Raw genomic sequence first — 24,639 nt, 5'->3', positions numbered from 1 at the left:
GCCAGGGGCTCGCGCGACCCTTCGATGACGATACAGGAGCTGACCCATGAAGACGCGGAAACTCGGCGACGGTCTGGAGATCTCGGCCATCGGCCTGGGCTGCATGGGAATGAGCTGGGCCTACGGTCCCGCCCCCGACAAGGCCGAGACCTTCAAGGTGCTGGCCCGCGCGGTCGAGCTGGGCGTGACCTTCTTCGACACCGCCGAGGTCTATGGTCCCTATGTCAACGAGGAGCTGGTCGGCGAGGGTCTGAGGCCCTTCCGCGACAAGGTGGTGATCGCCACCAAGTTCGGCTTCAAGATCGCTCCGCCCGAGGAGGCCGGCGGCACGGCCCGCATGGTCGGCGTCGACAGCCGTCCCGAGCACATCCGCGACGTGGCCGAGGCGTCGCTCAAGCGCCTGGGCGTCGAGGTCATCGATCTCTTCTACCAGCACCGCGTCGACCCCAACGTGCCGATCGAGGACGTGGCCGGGACGGTCAAGGACCTGATCGCCGAGGGCAAGGTCAAGCATTTCGGCCTCTCCGAAGCCGGCGCCGAGACCATCCGCAAGGCCCACGCGGTGCAGCCGGTCGCCGCCCTGCAGAGCGAATATTCGCTGTGGACGCGGGGGATCGAGGACAAGGTCCTGCCGACCATCCGCGAGCTGGGCGTCGGCCTGGTGCCCTACAGCCCGCTGGGCCGGGGCTTCCTGACCGGGGCCCTGACCTCCAACGACGGCCTGGCCAAGGACGATTTCCGCCGCGGCCTGCCGCGGTTCCAGGGCGAGGCCCTGACCAAGAACCTGTCGCTGGTCGAGGCCCTGACGCAGATCGCCCGCGAGAAGGGGATCACCCCGGCCCAGCTGGCCCTGGCCTGGATCCTCCACCAGGGTCCGGACATCGCCCCGATCCCCGGCACGACCAAGATCTCGCGCCTGGAGGAGAACGTCGGCTCGGTCGAGGTGTCGCTGTCGGCCGATGATCTGGCCAAGATCGCCGCCGCCGTGCCCGAGACGGCCGTCGAGGGCGCGCGCTACAGCGAGGCCGGCCTGGCGATGGTGGGGCGGTAGGCGCCAGATCCTCTCCTTCTGGGGAGGCCCCGGAGCGTCGGAGGGGGCGGCTCGGCGCTAGCCCAGGTCGCGTCAAGCACGGCCTGGGCAGGCGCTGCCCCCTCAGTCGCTCCGCGACAGCTCCCCCGAAAGGGGAGCATCGCCCAGCGCCGTCGTCTTCACATCCACCACCCCGTCGCACGCCTGGCACCGCACCACCGGAACCAGCCGCGCGCCGCACGAATGGGTGAGGATCTCCGGCGGTCCGGCCTCGCCGGCCAGCCAGCGATCGCCCCAGGCCATCAGGGCGGCGATCAGCGGGAAGAAGTCGCGGCCTTCCTTCGTCAGCCGGTATTCCCAGCGTTCGGGGCGGGTCTGGTAGAGGCGCTTTTCCAGCATGCCGCGCTCGACCAGCCGGGCCAGGCGGTCGGTCAGGATGTTGCTGGCCACCTTCAGCTCGTCCTGCAGGTCCTTGAACCGCGTCAGGCCGTAGAAGCTGGCGGCCACCAGGTGGGCCGTCCAGCGGTCGCCCAGCACCTCGATCGAGCGCTCCAGCATCGGATGCAGCGGCGCCGCGCCCACGTTTTCGTCGCTGGCCCGGCGCGAGTGGCGGGCGCGGGGCGCGGGCTCCAGGCCGGCCCCGGGACCGGGCGTCAGGGTGATGTCGCGCACCTTCACCGGCGCGGCGCAGGCCTCGCAGACCAGCACCGGCCGCAGAGGCTTTCCGCATGTCGCGTGGAGGATGCGGTGCGACGGGCAGTCGGGATCCAGGCGCCAGCGCATCTCCCAGCCCAGCAGCATCAACGCCGAGTCGTAGAGGTCTCGGCCCATGGCGGTCAGGCAGTATTCGTGGCGGACGGGGCGGTCCTGATAGGCCCGCTTCTCCAGCACACCGGCCGCTTCCAGCCGGCCCAGCCGGTCGACCAGCAGCGAGCGGGCCATGCCGGTCATGGCGATGAAGCCGTCGAACCGCTTGACCCCCATGAAGGCCGAATACAGCAGCAGCAGCGTCCAGCGGTCGCCGATCAGGTTCAGCGCGCGGGCGGCCGAACTGATGCGGACAAGCGCCGGGGTCCTGGCTGGGTCCGTGGAGGGTTCGACCATGGGGCTTGGTGCGGCGCTTCGCGGCGGACTGTCAATGACGGCCATGGACAGCCGACAAGTCACTTGTATAGTTGGACTGACTGAGGAGCGGCGGGGAGATCGCCATGGTCTATGTCCTGGGAGGCTGGCAGAGCGGCTTCTCGGCCAACTGGAGCCGGCAGGGTCGCGACCTGGCCGACGCCTTCGGTGAGGCGATCGGCGAGGGACTGGCGGCCGCGCAGCTTGATCCCGAGGAGATCCAGACCGGCCATGTCGGCAACTTCGCCGGCGAGCTGTTCGCCGGGCAGGGCCTGCTGGGCGGGATGTTCGGTCAGGTCCACCCCGCCTTTGACGGCCTGCCGACCGCCCGCCACGAAGCCGCCTGCGCCTCGGGCAGCGTCGCCATCCTGGCGGCCACCGCCGAGATCGAGGCCGGGCGCTACGACCTGGCCTGCGTGGTCGGCATCGAGCAGATGCGCAACGTCCCTGGCCAGAAGGCGGCCGAGAACCTGGGCAGCGCCGCCTGGGCCGGACACGAATTCCAGGACGCCAAGTTCCTGTGGCCCAGGGCCTTCTCCGATCTCGCCGACGAATATGACCGCCGCTATGGCCTGGACTATCAGCACCTGATGGCCATCGCCGAGATCAACTTCGCCAACGGCCGGCGCAATCCCAACGCCCAGACCCGCGACTGGCGGTTTGGCCCGGACGCCTTCACCGACAGCGACGAGGCCAATCCGGTGGTCGAAGGCCGCACCCGCAAGCAGGACTGCGGCCAGGTCACCGACGGAACGGCGGTGGTGTTCCTGGCCTCGACCGAGCGCGCGAAAGCCTATGCCGACAAGCGCGGGATCGCGCTGGACAGCCTGCCGCGCATCCAGGGCTGGGGCCATCGCTCGGCCCCGATCAGCTATGCCCGCAAGATCGAGGACAGCCGCGACCAGCCCTACGTCTTCCCGCAGGTGCGCCGCGCGATCCTGGACGCCCGCGCCCGGGCCGGGATCGACAACCTGACGCAGATCCACACCGTCGAGACCCACGACTGCTTCACCGCCACCGAATACATGGCCATCGACCATCTGGGCCTGACCGCGCCCGGCGAGAGCTGGAAGGCGATCGAGGCCGGCGACATCGCCATGGGAGGACGCCTGCCGATCAATCCGTCAGGCGGCCTGATCGGTTCGGGCCACCCCGTGGGGGCCACCGGTGTGCGCATGACCCTGGACGCCTTCAAGCAGGTCACCGGAACGGCTGGCGACTATCAGGTCGAGGGGGCCAAGACGGTGCAGACGCTGAACATCGGCGGCTCGACGACCACGACGGTGAGCCTGGTGGTGGGGATCTAGATCGAATCCTCTCCCTTCAGAGAGAAGATCTTTTTTCCACCTTCCCTCGTAGCTGAACCATAACAACCCCTCGGACCGCCCATGCCGCCTCTCGTCCAGCTCCTCCTCGTCAACGCCGCCGTTTCGGCCGCCGTCTTCGTCGTGCTGTGGCGGATCGGCCTGAAGCTGAAGGACGTCAGCTTCATCGACGCCTGGTGGGCGCTGGGCATGGTGCTGGTCGGCTGGCTGTCGCTGCTGCAGGCGGGACCGACGCCGCACGGCCTGCTGCTGATCGGGCTGTGTACCCTGTGGGGGCTGAGGCTGGGCGTCCACCTGCTGATCCGCTGGCGCAAGCATGGCGCGGACCGGCGCTATGTCACCATGCTCAACCACGCCAAGGAGACGCGCGGCTGGAGCCTGGCCAAGTCGACCTTCCTGCTGGTGTTCTCGTTGCAATATGGGCTGCAGTTGATCGTCGCCCTGCCGGTGCAGCTGGGCCACGGCTCTGCCGCGCCGCTGGGAGCCCTGGCCTTCGCCGGCGCGGGGCTGGCGGTGATCGGCGTGCTGTTCGAGACCATCGGCGACGCCCAGCTGGCGGCCTTCAAGGCCAACCGCGACAACGCCGGCGTGGTGCTGGACACCGGCCTGTGGCGCTACACCCGCCACCCCAACTATTTCGGCGACGCCTGCGTGTGGTGGGGCCTCTATCTGATCGCCGTCGAGACCGGCCTGGGCGCCTGGGCGCTGCCGGGCCCGGTGCTGCTGACCGTCCTGCTGACCAAGTGGAGCGGCGTGCCGACCGTCGAGGGCCGCATGCGCCGCAAGCGCAAGGGCTACGAGGACTATGTCGCCCGCACCCCGGCCTTCGTGCCGTGGTTCCCGAAGAAGGGTTAGGTCTTCAACCGCTCCCGCCCCGCCCACACAGAATGCGTCCCGCTGCTGATCTTGTGCGGCAGGGCCACGCGGCAGACGGTCTCGAAGCGCTGGGCGTCGACGATCAGGCACTCCGACGTCCCGCGGACCTCGTCAATGATGAAGCTGACCAGATAGCCGTCGTCCTCGGACGTGGCCCCCACGCGCGGCGCGAACGGGGCCTCGCTGGCGTAGCGGCCCTCGGGCAGCTGGATCGACCAGCTCTGGCCGGTCTCCAGGTCGTGCTTGACGAAGCCGTTGAACAGGAACCAGCCGGGCTTTGACGTCGTCGAATAGGCGTAGCGATAGGGCTTGCCGGCATAGGCCTGGTTGAACATCCCGAACTCCAGGATGCGCTCGTCCAGATGGCTTTCGGTGGTCTCGCCGGTCGCCAGGTTGAAGCGCCAGCGATGCAGTTTCGGCCGGAAGCTGTGCTCGTCCAGATAGGCCATCAGGTGGCCGTGGCCTTCGGGCGCGTCCTCCAGCGGGCGCGGGATGGGGTTCTCCTGGAAGTAGCCGTCCAGCACGATCTCGTCGCCGTCCTCGTACGCATTGAGCCAATGCAGGACGTAGGTCGGCGCCGCCTCGAACCAGCGCACCGCGCCGCCGTGGCGCGGCACGATCCCGAACCGCGAGGGCACGCCCTCGTGCAGGCGCACGGCGTGGATGTTGCGCTCCAGCAGGCGCTGGTCCCAGAACACCGGCAGGTCATTGAGGATCGAATAGGTCTTCGTGAAGGCCATGTCGTGCGGCAGGCGCGGGCCCGGCAGGTCGATAGCCTGGTAGACGGTGCGCTTCCCCGACGCGTCGACCACGCCGTAGTGCATGTAGGGCGCGGACTTGGAGTAGTTGAAGAAGAGCAACTCCCCGGTTTCCTCGTCGACCTTGGGATGGGCCGAGACGCCGTCCAGCGGCGCCCAGGACGCCACGCCGAGGTTCTCCAGGGTCAGCGGGTCCAGCCGATAGGCCTCGCCGCACTGATAGAAGGTGGCGATCGCCTCGCCGGCGTGGACGACGATGTCGGTGCTGGCGGTGTCCTTCAGGCTTCCATGCGCGCCAAAGCCCGGGCGCTTGGACGTGCCGGGACCGTCGGCCAGCCCGCCCCACAGGCTTTCCCCGGCCTCCTGCTCGGCCTCGAAACCGCGCGTGCGGATAAAGCGGTTGCGATAGGTCGCCCGGCCGTTGCGGAAGTCGATCTGGTGAACCATGCCGTCGCCGTCGAACGGGTGGTAGCGGCCCAGCGGGTCGTGGACGGGGTTTTCGGTGTTGCGCAGATAGACGCCGTCCAGGTCGGCCGGGATCGCGCCTTCCAGCACGGTGAGGTCCCAGGCGTCGACCTCCTCGTGCAGCGGGGTCCAGGCCCCGGTCATGTAGGGGTGGTTGGTCGGCGAGAGCGAGGTGCGCACCGGCGGCAGGCGTTCGACTTTCATGGCGTCACCTCGTTGAGAGCGCGCCAGCTTACGGCTGGTCAGTCTTGTTGTGCAAGTTTCTGTCGATCCCGCCCCAGGGCCACCGGCAGGCACAGCAGCAGCAGGGCCGCGCCGATCACCCAGACCAGGCCCGGGAACGCGCCGCGCGAGGCGAAATAGATCTGGCTGATCGCAACCGGACCCAGGATCGAGGCCAGGCTCGCCATGCTGGCCATCACGCCCTGCAGCCGCCCTTGCTGGTCCTCGCCGACCTGGCCCGAGACCAGGGCCTGCAGGGCCGGCTGGCCGATGCCGCCCAGGCAGAACACCGGCAACAGCGCGAAGGCCATCCAGCCCCGGGTGGCCAGGGCGATGGCGACATAGGCGCTGGCGTCGGCGACCATGCCGATCAGCAGGGCCCGCCGCTCGCCGAACTTTTCGGCGGCGGGGCCGGCCACGAAGGCCTGGGCCAGGGCGTGGAACAGGCCAAACCCCGCCAGGGACAGGCCGATCGTCCAGCCGCTCCAGCCGAACCTGTCCTCGCCATACAGCACCCAGACCGTGCCGCCGACCTCGCCGACCAAGGCCAGCACCACGAAGGTCAGCAGCAGCGGGATCAGGGCGGGGAAGGCTGAAGCCCAGCGCAGCGAGCCGAACGGGTTGAAGGCCGTGCGGTCGATCGGGCCGCCCCGGCCCTCGTGCGACTCCGGCAGCACGAACAGCGCCATGGCGAAGTTGACGCCGTTCAGGGCGGCGGCGGCCAGGAACGGCGCGCGCACCCAGACCTCGCCCAGCAGGCCGCCGATCACCGGCCCGGCGATGAAGCCGACCCCGAACACGGCGCTGAACAGGCCATAGCGCCGGGCGCGCTGATCCTCGGGCGTGATGTCGGCGATATAGGCCGAGGCCACGGCCATGTTGGCCCCGGTGATCCCGGCGATGGCCCGGCCTACGAACAGCCAGGCCAGGGAAGGGGCCAGGGCCATGAACACATAGTCGATCGCCGCCCCGGCCAGCGACACCAGCAGCACGGGCCGACGCCCGACCTTGTCGCTGATCGCCCCCAGCAGCGGCGCGCACAGGAACTGCATCAGGGCGTAGAGGCCCAGGAACGCACCGAACCGCCAGCCCAGTTCGCCGGTGTGGCCCACCTCGCGCAGCAGGCGCGGAATGATCGGCATGACCAGGCCGATGCCCACCGCGTCCAGCGTCACGGTCGCCAGGATGATCCCGAAGGCCTTCTTCATCGCGTCGCTCTGAAATTTATTATCGATAAAGTTACTTATCGTCGATAAAGTCTTGTAGGCTCACGCCGTCAAGCCTGATTCAGTCCGGAGCGTCATGAAGGTCGACCGCCAGCGTATCGTCGAAGTCGCGTTGGACCTGCTCAACGAGGTCGGCGTCGACGCGTTGAGCACGCGGCTGCTGGCCGACCGGCTGGGCGTCAGGCAGCCGGCGCTCTACTGGCACTTCAGGAATCGCCGGGCCCTGCTGGACGCCCTGAACTTCGAGATCCTGGCCCGGGGCCACACCCGCTCGCGGCCGCTGCTGGGCGAGGACTGGCGCGACTTCCTGCGCGAGAACGCCCGCAGTTTCCGGCGCGCGCTGCTGGCCTACCGCGACGCGGCCCGGGTGCATGCGGGCACCGAGGCCGATCCGCAGAACCTCGACGATGTCGAGGCCCAGGTCGCCTTCGTGGTCGCGGCGGGTTTCCCGGTGACGCACGCCATGGAGACGCTGGTGGCGATCAGCCGCTATGTCGTCGGCTGCGTGCTGGAGGAGCAGGCCTCACCGCCCGAAGCCGGCGAGGAGACCATCGAGGCCGAAGCCCTCGACGAGGCGGCCCAGGCCTATCCGCTGTTGTCCCAGGCGCTCAGCCACTATCGCGACAGCGGCTTCGCGCCGATGTTCGAGGCGGGCCTGGATCTGCTGATCCTGGGCGCCGAGGCGCGGTTGTCGCGCGCCTGACTTCCAATACCGGCGCTGTCGAACCTCGCCCTTCGACAGGCTCAGGGTGAGGTTCGATCTGGCGCCGAATTCGCCAAAACCTCATCCTGAGCTTGTCGAAGGACGAGGTTTCGCACCAGCAGGGCTGGACGCTATTTCGCCGCCGTGACCCGCCAGATCACATTGCCCACGTCGTCGGCCACCAGCAGCGCGCCGGCCCTGTCGACCGTGACGCCGACGGGACGGCCTTGCGCCTCGCCCTTGGCGTTGAGGAAGCCGGTCAGGACGTCCTGGGTCGGGCCGGCGGGCTTGCCGCCCGCGAACGGGATGAACACCACCTTGTAGCCGGCCGGCGGCTTGCGGTTCCACGAGCCGTGCTGACCGATGAAGACGCCGCCGTTGTACTGGGCCGGCAGGCCGGCGCCTTCGTAGAAGGTCAGGCCCAGCGAGGCGGTGTGGGCGCCAAGGGCGTAGTCGGGGACGATGGCCTTGGCCACCAGGTCCGGCCGCTGGGGCTTCACCCGCGTGTCGACGTGCTGGCCGTAATAGCTGTAGGGCCAGCCATAGAAGCCGCCGTCCTTCACCGAGGTCATGTAGTCGGGCACCAGGTCGTTGCCCAGTTCGTCGCGCTCGTTGACCGTGGTCCACAGCTCGCCGGTCACCGGGTTCCAACCCATGCCGTTGGGATTGCGGATGCCCGAGGCGAAGACGCGGCTGGAGCCGGTGGCCAGCTCGACCTCCAGGATCGCGGCCCGGCGCTCTTCAGCCTCGATGCCGTTCTCGCCGACGTTCGAGTTGGAGCCGACGGTCGCGTAGAGCTTGGAGCCGTCCTGGCTGGCGATGATGTTCTTGGTCCAGTGGTGGTTGATCGGCCCGCCCGGCAGGTCGGCGATCTTGCGCGGCGCAGCGGTAATGCTGGTCGCGCCGGTCTGGTAGGGGAAGGCGACGATGGAGTCGGCGTTGGCCACGTAGAGGGTGTCGCCGACCAGGGCCATGCCGAACGGCGAATAGAGGCCCGTCAGGAAAGCGGTCTTGGTCTCGGCCACGCCGTCGCCGTCGGCGTCGCGCAGCAGGCTGATGCGGTTGGCGCTGGGCGTCTTGGCGCCGGCCTTGGCCATCAGCTTGCCCTGGATCCAATCCTTGAGATTGAAGCCCTTCTTCTTTTCGCCGGGGCCGTTGCTCTCGGCCACCAGCACGTCGCCGTTGGGCAGGACCAGCAGCCAGCGCGGATGGTCCAGGCCCGAGGCGAAGGCCTTGACCTGCAGGCCGGCGGCGGCCGTGGGCGTGACGCCGGCGGGCCAGCGGTTGACCGGCGCCACCTTGACGGTCGGCAGCAGCGTCTTGGTCGGCGACGGCAGGGCGGGGTTGAAGCCGTAGCCCACCGAGCTGTTGGTCTGGGACTCGCTCTTGCCGCAGGCGGCCAGCGCCAGAACGGCGACGGCGGTCATGGCGAGGGGATGGTGACGACGCGGCATTTTGAGCTTCTCCCTGAAGGTGCGCCTCTAACGCTCCAAACCGCTCCTTGTTCTGTGGCGGATGCGGTTTGGAGGCCAAGGTAGAGCTTTCGAGCGCGGCCGCACCTCCCATTTGTCATCCCGGGCGTAGCGCAGCGGAGACCCGGGACCGCGACAAGCGCCGCGTTTCCGGCGGTCCCGGGTCTTCGCCCGGGATGACAATGGGATCTAGTCCGCCCTAAGCACCGGCGCCGGCCGCCGCGACAGCGCCTGGGCCGCCGCCAGCAGGCCGCCGACCGCCGACAGGCCCGCCGCCCCGGCCAGCAGGGCCAGGACGCCCGCCCAGTCGATGCTCCATTGGGCCTTGAACACCAGCACCACGACAGGCCAGGCCGCCGCCAGGCCCAGCAGCACTCCGGCCGCGCCGGCGATCAGGCCGACCGCGCCGTACTCGACCACATAGGCCGACAGGATCTGGGCCCGCGTGCCGCCCAGCACCTTCAGCGTCGCCGCCTCGCGCGCCCGGGCCCGGGCCCCGGCCGCGATGGCCCCAGCCAGCACCAGCAGCCCCGCCAGGCCCGCCACCGCCGCCGCGCCGCGAATGGCCAGGGCCAGGCGGTCGAAGAGGCCGGCGGCGGACTCCAGCTGCTCGCGCACGCTGATCACGTTCACCGCCGGGAAGCTCTGGCCCAGGGCGCGGGTCAGGCGGCTTTCGGCGGCGCGGTCCATCTTGGCGATGGCGATGTTGCGCAGCACCGCGCCCTCCAGGCTCTTGGGGTCCAGGATGATCGCGAAGTTGGGGCCAAAGCCGCCGAACTCGACCTTGCGCAGCACGGCGACCTTGGCCTCCAGGTCGCGGCCGAGCACCGAAATGGTGATGCTGTCGCCGGCCTTCAGGCCCGCGCCCTCGGCCAGGGTCTGTTCCAGCGCCACCTGCGGCGGACCCGCATAGCCGGCGGGCCACCAGTGGCCGTCGACGATGTTGGAGCCCTTGGGCTCGGCGTCGAGCACCGACAGATTGACGTCGCTGTCGAAGGCCCAGCGCTCGGACGGCTTGATGGCCTTCACGTCGACCGGCTGGCCTTTCAGGGCGATGATCCGGCCTGTGGCGAAGGGGACGCGCAGATAGGTGTCCGCGGTCATCGGGCCGGCGGCCTTGGCGACCTCGGCGTCGAAGGCCGCGACCTGGTCGCCGGGGATCTCGGTGAAGACCATGGCCGGGGCGCTCTTGGGGGCGACCTCGCGGACCTGGGCCAGCAGGGCCGACTGGATCAGCACCACGCAGGCCAGCAGGGCCACGCCCAGGCCGATGGCCGGGGTCGCCGTCCGCGCCGCCGAGCGGGGGCCGGCCAGGTTGGCCAGGCCGATCCGCACCGCGCCGCGCGCCAGGCCCCGGACCTTGCCCGCCAGCCAGGCGGCCAGTAGGCCCAGCGCCCACAGAGCCACGAAGGCCACGGCGACGCCGGCGATCATGATCCCGGCCGCGATCGGTGTGGGGGCGGTGACGATGGCCAGGGCGGCCAGGCCCAGGCCCGCGACGGCGGCCAGGATCGTCTCCAGCCCGAACGGCGCGCGCACGCCCAGGGCGCGGCGGAACAGGGCCGAGGGCGGGGTGGCCCGCGCTCTCGCCAACGGAACAAGCGAGAACGCCGCCGCCGCCAGCAGGCCGAAGGCTCCGGCCTTGACCAGGGGCAGAGGATAGACCGCGAACAGAGCCGGGATCGGCAGGGCGTTTCCGGCGATCTGGCCCAGGATCAGCGGCACGATCGCGCCGATGATCAGGCCGATGGCCACGCCCAGCCCGGCCAGCAGGCCGATCTGGATCAGGTAGGTGTTGCGGATCAGCGCGCCGTCCGCGCCCAGCGCCTTCAACACCGCGATCGAGGGCTCGCGCGTCGCCAGATAGGCCGACACCGCGCCGGCCACGCCCAGGCCGCCGGCCACCAGCGAGGCCAGGCCGATGAAGCCCAGGAAGTATTCCAGCTGGTCGATCAGCTTGCGCGCGCCGGGCGCGGCGTCGGAGCGGTCGCGGACATAGAGCTCGCCGAAGCGCGTCTTGAGCGCCTTGCCGGCCGCGGCCGGGTCCTGGCCCGGGGGCAGGGCGATGCGGGCGGTCTGGGCCGAAGGCAGGCCGTGCGTCAGAAGTCCCGCTTGATCCAACAACTCGCGACGCACCAGCACGCGCGGACCCAGCACGAAGCCGCGCGCCACGCTGTCAGGCTGGCGGATCATGGCGGCGCGAACGACCAGGGTCAGGGGCCCGGCCTCGATGCGGTCGCCGATCTTCAGGCCCAGGCGGTCCAGCAGGGCCGGCTCGACCGCCGCGCCGGGCAGGCCGTCGCGCGTAGCCAGGGCGTCAGCGAGGGAGGCCGCGCCCTGCAGCTCGACCTTGCCGGCCAGGGGATAGAGCGCGTCGGCGCCGCGCAGGTCCACCAGCCGTCGGTCGCCCGACGGCGCCTGGGCCATCACCCGCACGCGGGCGGTGTAGGACACCTGGCCCAGCTTGGCGAAGGCGGCGCGCTCCTCGGGGCTGAAGGCGCGGTTCTCGATCGAGACCGACAGGTCGCCGCCCAGGATCTCGCGGGCCTGCGAGGCCAGGCCCCGGCGGAAGGCTTCCGCCGTCGAGCTGGCCGCCGCAATGGCCGCGACGCCCAGGGCCAGACAGGCCAGGAAGATGCCGAAGCCCCGGATGCCCGAGCGCAGCTCGCGGGCGGCCAGGCGGAAGGAAAGCGCGCTCACGCCCCCACCACGCTTTCGACCACCTTGCCGTCGGCCATGCGCACGATGCGGTCGGCGCGTTCGGCCAGGATGGGATCGTGGGTGACCATCACCAGGGCCGCGCCGCACTCGGCCAGCAGGTCGAACATCAGGTCGACGACGGAGCCGGCGTTGCGGCTGTCGAGATTACCGGTGGGTTCGTCGGCGAACAGCAGGGTGGGCCGCGCGGCCAGAGCGCGCGCAAGCGCCACCCGTTGCTGCTCGCCGCCCGACAGCTGGTGCGGATAGTGGGTCAGGCGAGCCGACAGCCCCACCTTGCCCAGCCAGTCGCGAGCGGTCGGCAGGGCGTTGGGCGCGCGGGCGATCTCCAGCGGGGCCGAGACGTTCTCTTCCGCCGTCATGTTGGGCAGCAGGTGGAAGCTCTGGAACACCAGCGCCGCGCGGCCTCGGCGCAGGCGGGCCCGGCCGTCCTCGTCCAGCTTGGAAAGGTCTTGGCCAAACAGGCTGACCACGCCCGAGGTCGGCCGCTCCAGCCCGGCGGCGACCGAGATCAGCGACGACTTGCCCGAGCCCGACGGGCCGATGATCGCCACGCGCTCACCGGCGGAAACCTCCAGGTCGACCCCGCGCAGGATGTTCACGGGACCTGCCGTTGACGGCAGCGTCAGGGTCACCGACGACAGGGCGAGCGGCGCGATGGCGTCGGACATGAAGTTTCCTTGTTTCGTGCGTTAAGCTTGCAGCCCCAATCCCTAGATAGAGACCCATGACGGCGATCAAAGAACGGCGACCGCACAGACGCGGTCTTATTCTCGGATTTTGCGCGGGCGCGTTCGCCTCCAGCGCGTGGTCGGCCCAAAAGCCGCCGCCGCCGCTGGCAAAGCCGCCGGTCGTCACGGTGCTGGGCGACTCGATCACCGCCGGCCTCGGCCTGCCGGCGCGCGACGCCCTGCCCGCCCAACTTCAGGCGGCGCTCGAGCGTCTGGGCGTCAAGGCGAGCGTGCGCGGGGCGGGCGTCTCGGGCGACACCACCGGCGGCGGCCTGGCCCGCGTCGACTTCAGCGTCTCGCCCGACACCACCGTCTGCGTGGTGGCCCTGGGCGGCAACGACTTGCTGCAGGGCGCCGATCCGAAGACCACCAAGGCCAATCTGCGCCGGATCATCGACAAGCTGAAGGCCCGCAAGATCCGCGTGGTCCTGGCCGGCGTACGGGCTCCGCCGCTGATCGGCGCGTCCTATGCACGCGAATTCACCAACCTTTATCCGGACCTGGCCCGCGAGATGGGCGTGACCTATCACCCCGACTTCGTCACCGGCGTGGTCGGCGTGGCGCGGCTGATGCAGCGCGACGGCATCCACCCCAACGCGGCCGGGGCCAGGATCGTCGCCGAGCGCCTGGCGCCCACCGTGGTCACGGCGTTGCGGACGATGGCCTGAGCGCGGAAAGCTGTCATCCCGGGCGTAGCGAAGCGAAGACCCGGGACCGCGGCAAGCGCTGAGCGTCCTGCGGTCCCGGGTCTTCGCCCGGGATGACAGCTTTTGGATGGCCTTACCCGTCGATCAGCGGCGCGGAGGTCGCCGGCGTCGGCGTGGCGTGGCCATGCTCGGGCTTGCGGCCCATCCGCTTGTGCAGGCGGGTGCGCAGGCCGTCCATCAGCACGAACACCACCGGGATGTAGAGCAGCGACAGCAGGGTCGAGGTGATCAGGCCGCCGATGACGGCGATGGCCATCGGTCCCCGGAACTCGACGTCGCCGCCGAACCCGACCGCGACGGGGAGCATCCCCGCGCCCATGGCGACGGTGGTCATCAGGATGGGCCGCGCCCGCTTGTGGGCGGCGTCCAGGATCGCCTCGCGCTTGGTCATGCCGTTCTTCATGGCCATGATCGCGTACTCGACCAGCAGGATCGAGTTCTTGGCCGCGATGCCCATCAGCATCAGGATGCCGATCAAGGTCGAGATCGAGAAGCTGGACTTGGCCAGCACCAGCAGGGCGAACGCCCCGCCGATGGCCAGCGGCAAGGCCACCATGATGGTGATCGGGTGGGCGAAGCTGCGGAACAGCAGCACCAGCACCATGTACATCAGCAGGATGCCGGTGATCAGGGCGCCCGCGAAACCGCTGACCATCTCCTTGATGAACTCGGCGTCGCCGGCCGGCACTTCCTTGACGCCGGCGGGCAGGTTCTTGACCGACGGCAGGGCGTGGACGCGCTTGCTGGCCTCGCCCACCACGATGCCGTCGAGCTCGGCGGTGATGGTGGCGACGCGCGAGCGTTCCTGGCGGCTGATCTGCGAGGGACCGGCGCCGAAGCGCACGTCGGCCACGGCGTTCAGCGGCACGGCCCCGCTGGCGCTGGGCACCTTCAGGGTCTGCAGCACGGCCATGTCCTGGCGCGCGTCCTGGGTCAGGCGCAGGCGGATCGGCACCTGGCGGTCGCCCAGATTGTACTTGGGCAGGGATTGGTCGACGTCGCCGATGGTGGCCACGCGGACCGCCTGCGAGATAGCGCCGGCCGAGACGCCCGCGCGGGCGGCCTGGTCGGGACGCGGCGAGACCACGATCTCCGGCCGGGCGATGGCGGCGGTGTTGACCACGTGCGCCAAGCCCGGGACGTTGCGCATCTCGGCTTCCACCTTGCGGGCGGCGGCCTCGAGGGCGGGGCCGTTGTCGCTGAGCAGGCGCAGGGTGTAGCTGCTGCCGTCGCTGGGACCGCCGCCGCCGTTCGAACCCGCGCCGATACGCGCGCCGGGAATGGCCGAGAACTGGTCGACCATCATGCGGCTGAAGGCTTGCTGGCCCATGCGCTCGCGCTTGTCGATCAGGTCGGCCGTGAGGCTGGCGGTATTGACCGCGCCGCCGCTGCCCACCGACGCGTAGACGCCGACCACTTCCTTGCGGGCAAGCAGGGTCTTGGTCATGCGTTGGACGATGGCGTCGGTCTCGTCCAGCGTCGCGCCGGGCGGCAACGACACCGAGAACGGCGCCTGGCCGCGATCGGCCGCGGGCTGGAACTCGAACGGAATGGCGCGGGCCAGCAGGATGGAGACGACGAACAGCGGCAGGCCCAGCCACAGGACCTTCCAGCGATTGTTCAGCGCCCAGTTCAGGCTGCGCAGATAGGGCGGCATCCAGGCCGGATCCTTGTCCTCCACGCCGTGCGACTTGAGCATGTAGGCGCCCATCAGCGGCGTCAGCAGGCGGGCCACGACCAGCGAGAACAGCACCGAGACGCAGGCGGCCAGGGCGAAGGCCTTGAAGAACTGGCCGATGATGCCGGGCATGAAGCCGACGGGCGCGAACACCGCCACGATGGTGAAGGTGGTGGCCACCACGGCCAGGCCGATCTCGTCGGCGGCCTCCATGGCGGCGGCGTAGGGCGTCTTGCCGCCGCGCATGTGGCGCACGATGTTCTCGATCTCGACGATGGCGTCGTCGACCAGGATGCCGACGGTCAGCGACAGGGCCAGCAAGGTGATGCCGTTCAGCGACTGGCCCAACGGCGCCATGACGGCGAAGGTCGGGAACAGCGACAGCGGGATGGCCACCGCCGCCAGCAGGGTGGCGCGCCAGTCGCGCAGGAACAGCAGCACCACCAGCACCGCCAGCACCGCGCCCAGCACCAGGGCCTCCATCGAGGCCACGTAGCTGTCCTCGACATAGCGGACGCTGGAGGTGATTTCCTCGATGGTCACCTCGGGGTGGGCCTTGTCGAGGGCCTCGACGGCCTTGCGCACCTTCTCGGCGGTCTTGACCTCGCTGGCCCCGCGCGAACGGACCATGCTGAAGGTCACGACTTCCTGGCCGTCGTAGCGGGCCCGTGAGCGCGGCTCGGCCCAGCGATCCGTCACGGCGCCCAGGTCGCCCAGGCGTACGCTCTGGCCCGAACCCAGGGGGATGCGGGTCTCGCGCAACTGTTCGATCGAGCCGGCCGCGCCCAGGGTGCGGATGGCGCGCTCGGAGCCGGAAATGGTCACGCGGCCGCCGGGCAGGTCGGCGTTGGACGACACCAGGGCCTGGCTGACGGCGGCGGCGGTGACGCCGCGCGCGGCCAGGCGATCGGGGTCGAGCGCGACCTCGATCTCGCGATTGACGCCGCCTCGGCGATTGACCTCGCCGACGCCCTTGAGGGCCAGCAGCGCGCGGCTGACGTCGTTGTCGACGAACCAGCTGCGCTGCTCCGGCGTCAGGGTCGGCGCGCGGACGACATAGGTGATCAGCGGATCGCCCGAGATGTCGATGCGCTGGACGTTGGGCTCCTGCATGTCCTGGGGCAGCGAGCCGCGCAGGCCGGACATGGCGTTGCGAACGTCGTTGGTCACCTGCTCCAGGTCGACGCCCAGCTCGAATTCGATCAGGGTCGTGGAGACGCCGTCGGTGACGGTGGAGTTGATGTGGCGCACCTGGCCCAGGCCCGCGACCGAGTCCTCGATCAGGCGGGTGACCTGGGTCTCAAGCTCGCTGGGCGCGGCGCCGGGGCGCGCGGCCGACACCACCACCAGGGGAAGATCGACGTCCGGTCGGTTGTTGATCCGCATGCTGGCGAAGCCCTGCAGACCCGCGATGGTCAGCAGGACGAACAGCAGGATGACGGGGATCGGGTTCTTGATCGCCCAGGAAGACATGCCGTTCATTGGGCGGCGCCTTGGCGGGCGGCGGCGCCGATCCGCACGGCGTCGCCTTCGCCCAGGAAGCCGGCCCCCTCGACCACCACGCGCTCGCCGGCGGTCAGGCCGCTGGCGGCGATGCTGTCGGCGGTGTTGGCCAGGATGGCGATGCGGCGGAAGTGGACGTGGTTCTTGGCGTCGACCACGAACACGCCGGGGCGGTTCTCGCGGTACAGCACCGAGGCGGCGGGCACGGTCAGGGCGGGCTGGTCGCCGGCCTGGATGGTGGCGCGGGCGAACATCCCCGGGCGGAAGCCTCCCATGGTCGACAGGGCCACGCGGGCCACGCCCAGGCGGGTCTGGCCATTGACCTCGGGGGTGACGATGCGGACGCGGCCCTGAGCCTGGCCCACCTTGTCGGAGACGATCGTGGCCGGCATGCCCGGCTTGACCAGCAGCAGGTCGGTCTCGGGGATCTCTGCGTCCAGCTCCAGACGGCTGTCGCGGACGATGCGGAAGACCTCCGCGCCGGTGCTGACGATCTGGCCCTTGGTGACGTTGCGACGGCTGATCAGCCCGCCGACGGGCGCGCGGATGGCGGTCTGGGCCAGGCGGGCTGCGGTCTCGCCGCGGGCGGCCTGAGCGGCGGCCACCTGGGCCGAGGCGGTCTGTTGGCGCGCCAGGCTGGTGTCGAGCGAGGCTTGCGACAGATAGCCCTTGGCTTGCAGCTCGCGCGAACGGCGCAGGGCGGCCTCGGCCTCGGCCAGGGTGGCCTTGGCGCTGGCGACGCTGGCGTCCTGCTGGCGCAGCTGGGCCGAGAGCAGGGTGTCGTTGAGCTTGACCAGAACCTGGCCGGCCTGGACGGTCTGGCCTTCCTCGGCGCTGACGCCCACGGCGGTCAGGCCGCCGGTCTCGGCGCCGACCACGACCTCTTCCCAGGGCGAGATGGTGCCGGTGGCGTTGATCTGACGGGGCACGGCCTGGGAGGCGACCACGGCGACGCCGACCGTCTGGGCGGCCACGGCGCCGGCGGGCTTCTTGGCCTTCTTGGCCTTCTTCGCGCCGCCCTGGCAGCCGGCGAGGGCGATCGCGCCGACGCTCAGAACCACCAATACCGCGCTCGAACGCAAGATGCGCTTCTTGATGATCCCGTTGTTCACGACTGTCCCCGTTGTCCCTGAAAGCCCTATTGGGCCTTCTAGACGACAAACCCGCGGTCGCTGAGTTAAATCATCGTAAGACGATAAAGCGCCGCCTTATCAGAGCGATGGCTGACCATCGGCCTGGGCGGCCTGGGCGCGCTGGAAGCCCTCGCGCTCGCGCATCCGCGCCCAGTAGGCGGCGACGGCGGGCGGGAAGTCGCTGGCCAGGCCCAGCGAGGTGGCCAGCAGCAGGGCGTAGGCGATCGAGATGTCGGCGCCGGTGAAGCGGTCGGCGGCGGCGAAGTCGTGGTCGCGCAGGATCAGGTCCAGGCCCTTCAGCCGCGACAGGAACCAGCGGGCGTAGTCGGCGGCCACTTGCGGCTGGCGGCGTTCCTCGGGCTCGAGCCGCGCATAGCGCAGCACCAGGGTCTGGGGAAAGGTCAGGGTGGCCTCGCCGAACAGCAGGCCGTTCAGATAGGCGCCGTAGCCGGGCTCGTCGGGCCGCACAGACAGCGCGCCGCCGCCATGGCGCATCGACAGATATTCGATCATCGCCGCGGACTCGGTCATCCGCGTGTCGCCGTCGACCAGCAGCGGGATGGTGCCCAGCGGGTTCTCGTCCAGGAACTCGCGGGCCAGGAAGCGCGGCGGGAACGGCAGCAGCTTCAGCTCGTAGGCCAGGCCCAGCTCCTCCAGCGCCCACAGCGGGCGAAACGAGCGGGCGTCGCGGCAGTGATGGAGGGTCAGCATGCCCCGAGCGGACCAGAAATCCCGCGGCCTGTCTGCCGTGACGCGGCGTCAGGCGGGGCGAGGCGCGCGGCGGGCGCTCATCGCCCCCACGAACAGGGCGGCCATGGTCATGTAGCTGAAGGTGTTGCCGGCGATGAAATAGGCCCGGGTCCAGATCTCCGGATCGGCCACCATGGCGACGTTGAGGATCACGCTGAGGGCGTGGAAGCCGCAGGCCCACATCGGCCACCAGCGGTCGGAGGTCAGGGCGATGGTCAGCAGGGTCAGCAGCAGCAGGGTGTCGATGATCAGGACGCCGGTCTGCACGCCCAGCAGCTGCATGCCGTTCAGGAACAGGGCCGTGGCCATCCACGCGACGATCATGGCCACGGCGGCGGCGCGCTCGGGCCAGCGGCCGCGCCAGAGGCCGGCGCCGGTCGCCAGCACCAGGGCGATCAGGCTGGCCCATTGGTAGAGCGAGTGGAAGATCATCGCGCCCAAGGTGACGCCACCGATCTCCAAAAGCAAAGGGTCTCCGCCGGAGCGTCGGCGGAGACCCGTCCGGTCAGGCCGCGTCGCGGGCCACGGCGGCGATCGAGAAGCCGCGCGTGACTTCCTCGGGGCTCGGGGGCTTGTCGCCGCCGCCGCCGAACGAGACCGTCGACAGGCCGATGTCGCGCTGGGCGACGGTCAGGCGCTTGTGGGTGTCGACGATGCCCTCGCGGGCCTGGCCCAGGGCGTGCATCGTCTGGATCGCGGCCATCAGGGCGTCCTGGCCGATCATCGCCGAGAGCTTGGCGTCCTGGCGGGTCGAGGGCATCAGGCCGGCCAGGTTGGCGGTGGTGGAGATGGCGGCGTCGATCGCCTTTTCGGCGGCGAACAGGGCTTCGGCCACGGTGTCGGCGGCTTGGCGGCGTTGCTTGAGCATGAGCGGTCTCCTCGCGCCGACGGAGTCGGGGCGTTGCTGTGTTCGGATTGTCGGGTGAGAGGCCCTGAACGGGCCTAGGGTCTTGAGGGGAAGAGGTCTTCCAGGGCTTGCAGCCCGGCCAGGATCGAACCGAACGCGAAGGCGGTCAGCAGCATCACGGCCACGATGAAGACCAGACGTTGGAGGGGGCTTAGCGCATTGGGCCCTCCTCCGAATCCGAACAGGAGGATTCCTCGGGATCCGAGGTCCCCGGGAAGGTCTCGTCCATCACCGCGCTGGCGATGCACAGGATCTCCCGCAGCAGCATCTCCGTCGGCTTGAACGGCGCCTGCTTGCGGGTCGCGCTCACCAGGTCGCGGACGAGCGCCGCCGCCGCCGGCGTCGCCGACAGGCTGATCAGCTGGCGCTCCACCTGGCTCCAGGTGAACTGGGGAAGCTGGTCGTGGATCGAGCTCAGCGTCGGCCAGTCGCGCTGGAACCTCTGGACGTCCTCCTGCAGGGAGGCCGCCCGGCCGATCGCGTCCTTCTGGCTTGGGTTCAACTCGGTCACCAAACGCTCCTTCATCAACACGGTCAGGTGACCGCGAGGATGAGGGCGCGCCTAGCCGGGCCGCGTCGGACCCCGATCCGATCGGAGGGGGGGAGAGGCCCCTGTCGTCGGAGGGGGCCAGGGCGTCGGCGCGGTCGAAGGCCAGCCGCGCGGCGGCGTAGCGATCAGGCGCGCCCAGCCGCTTGCGGGCCTTGTCGAGGTGCCAGTCGACGGTGTGCTTGGAGAGGCCCAGCTCACGGGCGATCTCCTTGGAGCTGAGGTGACGATCGACAAGGCGGAGGCATTCGCGCTCACGCTCGGTGAGACGATCAAGGCCGGTGGACGTCTTGGCCGGATGGCCCGCCTGATTGTCCATGGTTACGATCTTAGGCGAGGCGAGAAGCTGAGCAAGAGAAGTGACCGAACGGTCCGTCGATTAGCCGACGGACTCCAAACCCGAAGACACCTTCCACAGATCCACGCCGCCTTCGGAGGCATGGCGGTCGATCTGGGCCAGCTCCTCGGCCGAGAAGGCCAGATTGTCCAGCGCCGCCAGCGAGTCTTCCAGCTGGGCCACGGTGCGCGCGCCGATCAGGGCGGACGTCACGCGCGGATCGCGCAACACCCAGGCGATCGCCATCTGGGCCAGGGTCTGGCCGCGGGCCTGGGCGATGGCGTTCAGGGCCTTGATGCGCTCCAGGTTGTCGGCGCTCAGCAGGTGGCCGCCGAACGAGCCTTCCTTGGCCACCCGAGAGTCGCTGGGCACGCCGTTCAGGTACTTGTTGCTCAGCAGGCCCTGGGCCAGGGGCGAGAAGGCGATGCAGCCGACGCCCAGGGTCTCCAGCTCGGCCAGCAGGGCGTCCTCGATCCAGCGGTTGAGCATCGAATAGGACGGCTGGTGGATCAGCAGCGGCACGCCCTCGCTCTTGAGGATCGCGTGGGCCTGGCGGGTCAGCTCGGGCGAGTAGGACGAGATGCCGACGTACAGCGCCTTGCCCTGCCGATGCAGCCGGGCCAGCGCGCCCATGGTCTCTTCCAGCGGCGTCTTGGGATCGACGCGGTGCGAGTAGAAGATGTCGACATAGTCCAGGCCCATGCGCTTGAGGCTCTGGTCGCAGCTGGCGATCAGGTACTTCCGCGAGCCGCCGACGCCGCCATAGGGGCCCGGCCACATGTCCCAGCCGGCCTTGGTGGAGATCACCAGCTCGTCGCGATGGGCCTTGAAGTCGCCAGCCATCACCTTGCCGAAGTTCTCCTCCGCCGAGCCGTAGGGCGGGCCGTAATTGTTGGCCAGGTCGAAGTGGGTGACGCCCAGGTCGAAGGCCCGGCGCAGGATGGCGCGCCCGGTCTCGAACACGTCCTCGCCCCCGAAGTTCTGCCACAGGCCCAGCGAGATCGCCGGCAGGTCCAGCCCGCTGCGGCCGCTGCGGCGGTAGGGCATGGCGGCGTAGCGATCGGCGGCGGCGACGTAGGGCGGCTGCATGGAGGGGGCTCCTGGCTGTGCAAAGCGGACCGCCCTCGTCCTTCGACAAGCTCAGGATGAGGGCTATTTCGGCGTCTAGTCGAGATCCTCATCCTGAGCTTGTCGAAGGACGAGGGTCTCGGACCACGGATCACGCCTCGCGGCGGGCCGCTTCGCTCTCCGTCGACGGCGAGGCGGCGCGGATCAGTTCCAGCACGTCGACGATGATCTCGCGCATGGCCTTGGAGGCCTTGTCGGCGTCGCGAGCGATGATCGCCTCGGCCACGTCCTCGTGCGAGGGGATGGACGCCGTGCGGCCCTTGATGCGGTTGGTGAAGCGGATCGAGATGCGCAGGGCGGTGTTCACCAGCTCGTGCAGCTCGCGATAGAACGGGTTCTTGGTCGCGTTGAGGATGGCGATGTGGAAGGCGATGTCGGCCGACAGGGCGTCGTCCTCGCCCTGGGCGGCGGCCTTCATCCGGCGCAGGCCCTTGCGGATCTCCTCCAGCCCGGCCTCGTCGGCGTTGCGGGCGGCGAGAGCCGCGGCGGCGGGCTCGATCCCCAGCCGCATCTCGGTGAACTCGGCCAGCAGGCGTAAGGAGAACTTGCGCTCCAGCAGCCAGCGCAGGACGTCGGGGTCCAGCAGGTTCCACTCGGCCTCGGGCTCGACCACGGTGCCGTGGCGGGGGCGAGCGCTGAGCAGGCCCTTGGCGGTCAGCATCTTGACCGCCTCGCGGGTGACGGTGCGGCTGGCGCCGAACTGCTTGGAAAGCTCACCCTCGGTGGGGAAGCCGATCTGGACGTACTCGCCGGTGACAATGGCCTGACCCAGCGCCTCGACAAGCCCGTAGGTCAAACTGAGGCCGGGCTGGGTGCGCATCCGCAAGTCTTCTTTCCTCGGCAATCGGCGCAGCTTGAATCGCTCTTGTCGTCTTGTGTAGCGCGGTTCGCCTTGACCCGGAACCGCTGGCGCATATTCGGCCGTCGCGGAAAAGGCGGCTGACCAGACGGCCGGCCGCGAGCTTCGCGACCGGCCTTCGGCTTGATCACCACCAGACGGCGTAGAGGGCGACCAGGATCACGATCACGCCGAGACCGGCGATGTTGAAGCCGCCCGTGGTCTTGTAGCTGACCCCCTCCAGGCTCACGACATTGACCTCTTTCTTCTGCGGCGCGACCAGCGAGACCAGGACCGCGGCGGCCAGGGTCAGCAGGAACACCAGGCCCACGCGGTTCATGAACGGGATCACGAACACGCCCAGCTTGTCGGCCACGAAGAAGGCGCCCGACAGGGCCGCGCCGCCGATGGCCGCGACCAGGGCCGAGGCGGTGGTGGCGCGCTTCCAGAACAGGCCCAGCATGAAGATCACCACGATGCCCGGGGTGAAGAAGCCGGTGAAGTCCTGGATGAACTGGAAGGCCTGCTCGGCCTTGCCCAGCAGCGGCTTGGCCATCAGGATGCCGATGATCACGGCGACCACGGCGGTGATGCGGCCGACGGTGACCAGGTGCTGCTCGGTCGAGCCGGTCTTGACCTTGGCGTAGATGTCGAGCGTGAAGATGGTGGCGATCGAGTTGATCTTGGCGGCCAGCGACGCGACGATCGCGGCCACCAGGGCGGCGAACACCAGGCCCAGCAGGCCGGGCGGCAGGAGCTTCATCATCTCCGGATAGGCTTGGTCAGGCTTGGCCAGGCCAGGGACCAGCACCAGGGCGGCGATGCCCGGCAGCACAACGATCACCGGCATCAACAGCTTGAGATAAGCGGCGAGCGCGATGCCCTTCTGGGCCTCGGCGATGTCCTTGGCGCCGAGGGCGCGCTGGATGATGTACTGGTTGAAGCCCCAGTAGCTGACGTTCATCACCCACAGGCCGCCGAACAGCACGGACAGGCCGGGCAGGTCCTTGTAGTGCGGATTGTCGCGCGACAGGATCATGTCGAACTTGTCGGGGAACTGGGTGGTCAGCTGGTGGAAGCCGGCCATCAGGTCGCCGTGGCCGATCTTGGTCAGCGACAGGAAGACGATGATCAGGCCGCCGGTGATCAGCAGGGCCACCTGGACGATGTCGGTCAGGGCCACGGCCTTCAGACCGCCCCACAGCTGATAGGCCAGGGCGAAGACGCCGATGATCACCAGGGCGGTCATCTGGTCGATGCCGGCCACGGTGTGGATGGCGATCGAGCCCAGCCACAGGATCGAGGTCAGGTTCACGAACACGTAGAGGATCAGCCAGAACACCGCCATCACGTTGCGGACGCTGGGCCCGTACCGCTGCTCCAGGAACTGCGGCATGGTGCTGATGTTGTTCTTCAGGAAGATCGGCAGGAAGAACTTGCCGACGATCAACAGGGTCAGCGCCGCCATCCACTCATAGGACGCGATGGCCAGGCCCAGGGCGTAGCCCGAGCCGCTCATGCCGATGATCTGCTCGGCCGAGATGTTGGCGGCGATCAGCGAGGCGCCGATCGCCCACCAGGGCAGGGCCTTGCCGGCCAGGAAGTAGTCGTTGGAATCCTTCTGCTTGCCGCCCTTGTCGCGGGAAACCCACTGGGCCAGGCCGAAGATGGCGACGGCGTAGATCGCCAGGATGACGAAATCGATGGTCTGCACGTGTTTCCCCCCGAGGGACTGTTGTTGTTCGGACCTCGCCCTTCGACAGGCTCAGGGTGAGGTCCGCTGAAAGACCGCGTCAGTCGAAAACCTCAGCCTGAGCTTGTCGAGGACGAGGTTTTCGCATCGCGATCAGGTCTGCGAAGTCCAGGCGGCGATCAGGGCGGCGGCCTTCTCGCCGACCTGCTCGGCGGTGTAGCCCGGACGATAGAGTTCGCCGCCCACGCCGATCCCGGCCACGCCGGCCTTCAGCCAGGGCTCCAGATTGGCCGCGCCCACGCCGCCGACGGCGTAGACCAGGATGTCCTTGGGCAGCACGTCCTTGACCGCCTTGATGTGGCTGGGGCCAAAGCTGCTGGCCGGATAGAGTTTCAGCGCCTTGGCGCCGGCCTTCACGGCGGCGAAGGCCTCCGACGGCGTAGCGAAGCCGGGCATGACGGTCAGGCCCAATTCCACGGCGCGGGCGATCACTTCCGGGTCGGTGTTGGGGGTGACGATCAGCTTGCCGCCGGCCGCGGCGACGTCGTCGACCGCCTGGGGCGTCAGCACGGTGCCGGCCCCGCACAGGGCCGTGTCGCCGAACGCCTCGCACAGGCGGCGGATGCTCTCCAGCGGCTCGGGCGAGTTCAGCGGCACCTCGATGGCGCGGATCCCGGCGTCGACCAGGGCCTGGGCGATGGCGACGATCTCGTCGGGCTTCACGCCCCGCAGGATGGCCACGATGGGAGGAGGGGCGGCGTGGGTCATAA

Annotated in this window: 21 protein-coding genes and 1 pseudogene; 5 read left to right on the top strand and 17 right to left on the bottom strand. The window is 69.5% G+C overall.

Going from position 1 to position 24,639, the window contains the following annotated elements; translation table 11 throughout:
- The first annotated feature begins 46 nt into the window (after positions 1-46).
- Positions 47-1,051 (top strand): aldo/keto reductase, encoded by a 1,005-nt coding sequence (locus tag AC1RUS_RS09620; protein WP_492915428.1) that lies wholly within the window; start codon positions 47-49, stop codon positions 1,049-1,051.
- A 102-nt stretch (positions 1,052-1,153) separates the two neighbouring features.
- On the opposite strand, the gene AC1RUS_RS09615 is transcribed toward AC1RUS_RS09620, so the two are convergent.
- Positions 1,154-2,134, bottom strand: a complete 981-nt coding sequence (locus tag AC1RUS_RS09615) for a winged helix-turn-helix transcriptional regulator (protein ID WP_492915426.1) — start codon at positions 2,132-2,134, stop codon at positions 1,154-1,156.
- A 104-nt stretch (positions 2,135-2,238) separates the two neighbouring features.
- On the opposite strand from AC1RUS_RS09615, the gene AC1RUS_RS09610 reads away from it, so the two are divergent.
- Positions 2,239-3,459 (top strand): acetyl-CoA acetyltransferase, encoded by a 1,221-nt coding sequence (locus tag AC1RUS_RS09610; RefSeq protein ID WP_492915424.1) that lies wholly within the window; start codon positions 2,239-2,241, stop codon positions 3,457-3,459.
- A gap of 81 nt (positions 3,460-3,540) precedes the next feature.
- Entirely contained in the window at positions 3,541-4,332 is a 792-nt protein-coding gene (locus tag AC1RUS_RS09605; protein WP_492915422.1) for a DUF1295 domain-containing protein, read from the top strand.
- On the opposite strand, the gene AC1RUS_RS09600 is transcribed toward AC1RUS_RS09605, so the two are convergent.
- A complete protein-coding gene (locus tag AC1RUS_RS09600) occupies positions 4,329-5,780 on the bottom strand; it encodes a carotenoid oxygenase family protein (protein WP_492915420.1) in 1,452 nt (483 codons plus the stop codon). The two genes, AC1RUS_RS09605 and AC1RUS_RS09600, sit on opposite strands and share 4 nt — an antisense overlap.
- A 38-nt stretch (positions 5,781-5,818) precedes the next feature.
- Positions 5,819-7,006 (bottom strand): Tet(A)/Tet(B)/Tet(C) family tetracycline efflux MFS transporter, encoded by a 1,188-nt coding sequence (tet, locus tag AC1RUS_RS09595; RefSeq protein ID WP_492915418.1) that lies wholly within the window; start codon positions 7,004-7,006, stop codon positions 5,819-5,821.
- Positions 7,007-7,100: 94 nt separating this feature from the next.
- Here tet and AC1RUS_RS09590 point away from each other — a divergent pair, with 94 nt between their 5' ends.
- Positions 7,101-7,727 carry a TetR/AcrR family transcriptional regulator C-terminal domain-containing protein gene (locus AC1RUS_RS09590; protein WP_492915416.1) on the top strand — a complete coding sequence of 209 codons (627 nt, stop codon included), beginning with the start codon at positions 7,101-7,103 and terminating at the stop codon, positions 7,725-7,727.
- A 131-nt stretch (positions 7,728-7,858) separates the two neighbouring features.
- On the opposite strand, the gene AC1RUS_RS09585 is transcribed toward AC1RUS_RS09590, so the two are convergent.
- The 3 genes from AC1RUS_RS09585 to AC1RUS_RS09575 form a co-directional block, all read right to left on the bottom strand.
- On the bottom strand, positions 7,859-9,181 hold the full coding sequence (locus AC1RUS_RS09585; protein ID WP_492915414.1) for a PQQ-dependent sugar dehydrogenase: 1,323 nt from the start codon (positions 9,179-9,181) through the stop codon (positions 7,859-7,861).
- A 207-nt stretch (positions 9,182-9,388) separates the two neighbouring features.
- Positions 9,389-11,899, bottom strand: a complete 2,511-nt coding sequence (locus AC1RUS_RS09580; protein ID WP_492915412.1) for an ABC transporter permease — start codon at positions 11,897-11,899, stop codon at positions 9,389-9,391.
- The gene (locus AC1RUS_RS09575; protein WP_492915410.1) at positions 11,896-12,588 is read right to left on the bottom strand and encodes an ABC transporter ATP-binding protein; all 693 of its coding nucleotides are present in this window, start codon (positions 12,586-12,588) and stop codon (positions 11,896-11,898) included. The genes AC1RUS_RS09580 and AC1RUS_RS09575 overlap by 4 nt, the downstream gene beginning before the upstream one ends.
- Positions 12,589-12,644: 56 nt before the next feature.
- Here AC1RUS_RS09575 and AC1RUS_RS09570 point away from each other — a divergent pair, with 56 nt between their 5' ends.
- Positions 12,645-13,316, top strand: a complete 672-nt coding sequence (locus AC1RUS_RS09570; protein WP_492915408.1) for an arylesterase — start codon at positions 12,645-12,647, stop codon at positions 13,314-13,316.
- 112 nt (positions 13,317-13,428) lie between these two features.
- On the opposite strand, the gene AC1RUS_RS09565 is transcribed toward AC1RUS_RS09570, so the two are convergent.
- The 11 genes and pseudogenes from AC1RUS_RS09565 to AC1RUS_RS09515 all read right to left on the bottom strand — a co-directional run bounded on the left by AC1RUS_RS09565 (position 13,429) and on the right by AC1RUS_RS09515 (position 24,637).
- Positions 13,429-16,515 carry an efflux RND transporter permease subunit gene (locus AC1RUS_RS09565; protein ID WP_492915406.1) on the bottom strand — a complete coding sequence of 1,029 codons (3,087 nt, stop codon included), beginning with the start codon at positions 16,513-16,515 and terminating at the stop codon, positions 13,429-13,431.
- Positions 16,512-17,648 (bottom strand): efflux RND transporter periplasmic adaptor subunit, encoded by a 1,137-nt coding sequence (locus tag AC1RUS_RS09560; RefSeq protein ID WP_492915404.1) that lies wholly within the window; start codon positions 17,646-17,648, stop codon positions 16,512-16,514. Before AC1RUS_RS09560 ends, AC1RUS_RS09565 begins: the two co-directional genes overlap by 4 nt.
- A 99-nt stretch (positions 17,649-17,747) precedes the next feature.
- Positions 17,748-18,380: a glutathione S-transferase family protein gene (locus AC1RUS_RS09555; RefSeq protein ID WP_492915402.1), complete on the bottom strand. Its 633-nt coding sequence runs from the start codon at positions 18,378-18,380 to the stop codon at positions 17,748-17,750.
- Between the two features lie 48 nt (positions 18,381-18,428).
- The gene (locus AC1RUS_RS09550; RefSeq protein ID WP_492915400.1) at positions 18,429-18,887 is read right to left on the bottom strand and encodes a hypothetical protein; all 459 of its coding nucleotides are present in this window, start codon (positions 18,885-18,887) and stop codon (positions 18,429-18,431) included.
- Between the two features lie 37 nt (positions 18,888-18,924).
- Positions 18,925-19,287, bottom strand: a complete 363-nt coding sequence (locus AC1RUS_RS09545) for a hypothetical protein (protein WP_492915398.1) — start codon at positions 19,285-19,287, stop codon at positions 18,925-18,927.
- Positions 19,288-19,477: 190 nt separating this feature from the next.
- Complete coding sequence (locus tag AC1RUS_RS09540; RefSeq protein ID WP_492915396.1) at positions 19,478-19,837, bottom strand: hypothetical protein; 360 nt, start codon at positions 19,835-19,837, stop codon at positions 19,478-19,480.
- Positions 19,838-19,988: 151 nt separating this feature from the next.
- Positions 19,989-20,192, bottom strand: a pseudogene (locus AC1RUS_RS09535) (helix-turn-helix domain-containing protein); the annotation flags it as partial.
- A gap of 60 nt (positions 20,193-20,252) precedes the next feature.
- Positions 20,253-21,299: an L-glyceraldehyde 3-phosphate reductase gene (gene mgrA, locus AC1RUS_RS09530; protein WP_492915394.1), complete on the bottom strand. Its 1,047-nt coding sequence runs from the start codon at positions 21,297-21,299 to the stop codon at positions 20,253-20,255.
- Between the two features lie 130 nt (positions 21,300-21,429).
- The gene (locus AC1RUS_RS09525; RefSeq protein WP_492915392.1) at positions 21,430-22,158 is read right to left on the bottom strand and encodes a FadR/GntR family transcriptional regulator; all 729 of its coding nucleotides are present in this window, start codon (positions 22,156-22,158) and stop codon (positions 21,430-21,432) included.
- A 166-nt stretch (positions 22,159-22,324) separates the two neighbouring features.
- Entirely contained in the window at positions 22,325-23,890 is a 1,566-nt protein-coding gene (locus AC1RUS_RS09520) for a sodium/sugar symporter (RefSeq protein ID WP_492915390.1), read from the bottom strand.
- Positions 23,891-24,022: 132 nt separating this feature from the next.
- The gene (locus tag AC1RUS_RS09515) at positions 24,023-24,637 is read right to left on the bottom strand and encodes a 2-dehydro-3-deoxy-6-phosphogalactonate aldolase (protein WP_492915388.1); all 615 of its coding nucleotides are present in this window, start codon (positions 24,635-24,637) and stop codon (positions 24,023-24,025) included.
- Positions 24,638-24,639: the final 2 nt, after the last annotated feature.

This window comes from Caulobacter sp. GW821-FHT10F06 (genome assembly GCF_058809215.1).
The sequence above is the reverse complement of the archived record's forward strand: the minus strand, read 5'-3'. Positions and strand labels throughout refer to the sequence as shown.

Excerpts from the sequence above, each read along its gene's own strand:
- AC1RUS_RS09620 (WP_492915428.1), top strand. The coding sequence starts at position 47 with ATGAAGACGCGGAAACTCGGCGACGGTCTGGAGATCTCGGCCATCGGC.
- AC1RUS_RS09615 (WP_492915426.1), bottom strand. The coding sequence starts at position 2,134 with ATGGTCGAACCCTCCACGGACCCAGCCAGGACCCCGGCGCTTGTCCGC.
- AC1RUS_RS09610 (WP_492915424.1), top strand. The coding sequence starts at position 2,239 with ATGGTCTATGTCCTGGGAGGCTGGCAGAGCGGCTTCTCGGCCAACTGG.
- AC1RUS_RS09605 (WP_492915422.1), top strand. The coding sequence starts at position 3,541 with ATGCCGCCTCTCGTCCAGCTCCTCCTCGTCAACGCCGCCGTTTCGGCC.
- AC1RUS_RS09600 (WP_492915420.1), bottom strand. The coding sequence starts at position 5,780 with ATGAAAGTCGAACGCCTGCCGCCGGTGCGCACCTCGCTCTCGCCGACC.
- tet (WP_492915418.1), bottom strand. The coding sequence starts at position 7,006 with ATGAAGAAGGCCTTCGGGATCATCCTGGCGACCGTGACGCTGGACGCG.
- AC1RUS_RS09590 (WP_492915416.1), top strand. The coding sequence starts at position 7,101 with ATGAAGGTCGACCGCCAGCGTATCGTCGAAGTCGCGTTGGACCTGCTC.
- AC1RUS_RS09585 (WP_492915414.1), bottom strand. The coding sequence starts at position 9,181 with ATGCCGCGTCGTCACCATCCCCTCGCCATGACCGCCGTCGCCGTTCTG.
- AC1RUS_RS09575 (WP_492915410.1), bottom strand. The coding sequence starts at position 12,588 with ATGTCCGACGCCATCGCGCCGCTCGCCCTGTCGTCGGTGACCCTGACG.
- AC1RUS_RS09570 (WP_492915408.1), top strand. The coding sequence starts at position 12,645 with ATGACGGCGATCAAAGAACGGCGACCGCACAGACGCGGTCTTATTCTC.
- AC1RUS_RS09565 (WP_492915406.1), bottom strand. The coding sequence starts at position 16,515 with ATGAACGGCATGTCTTCCTGGGCGATCAAGAACCCGATCCCCGTCATC.
- AC1RUS_RS09555 (WP_492915402.1), bottom strand. The coding sequence starts at position 18,380 with ATGCTGACCCTCCATCACTGCCGCGACGCCCGCTCGTTTCGCCCGCTG.
- AC1RUS_RS09545 (WP_492915398.1), bottom strand. The coding sequence starts at position 19,287 with ATGCTCAAGCAACGCCGCCAAGCCGCCGACACCGTGGCCGAAGCCCTG.
- mgrA (WP_492915394.1), bottom strand. The coding sequence starts at position 21,299 with ATGCAGCCGCCCTACGTCGCCGCCGCCGATCGCTACGCCGCCATGCCC.
- AC1RUS_RS09525 (WP_492915392.1), bottom strand. The coding sequence starts at position 22,158 with ATGCGCACCCAGCCCGGCCTCAGTTTGACCTACGGGCTTGTCGAGGCG.
- AC1RUS_RS09515 (WP_492915388.1), bottom strand. The coding sequence starts at position 24,637 with ATGACCCACGCCGCCCCTCCTCCCATCGTGGCCATCCTGCGGGGCGTG.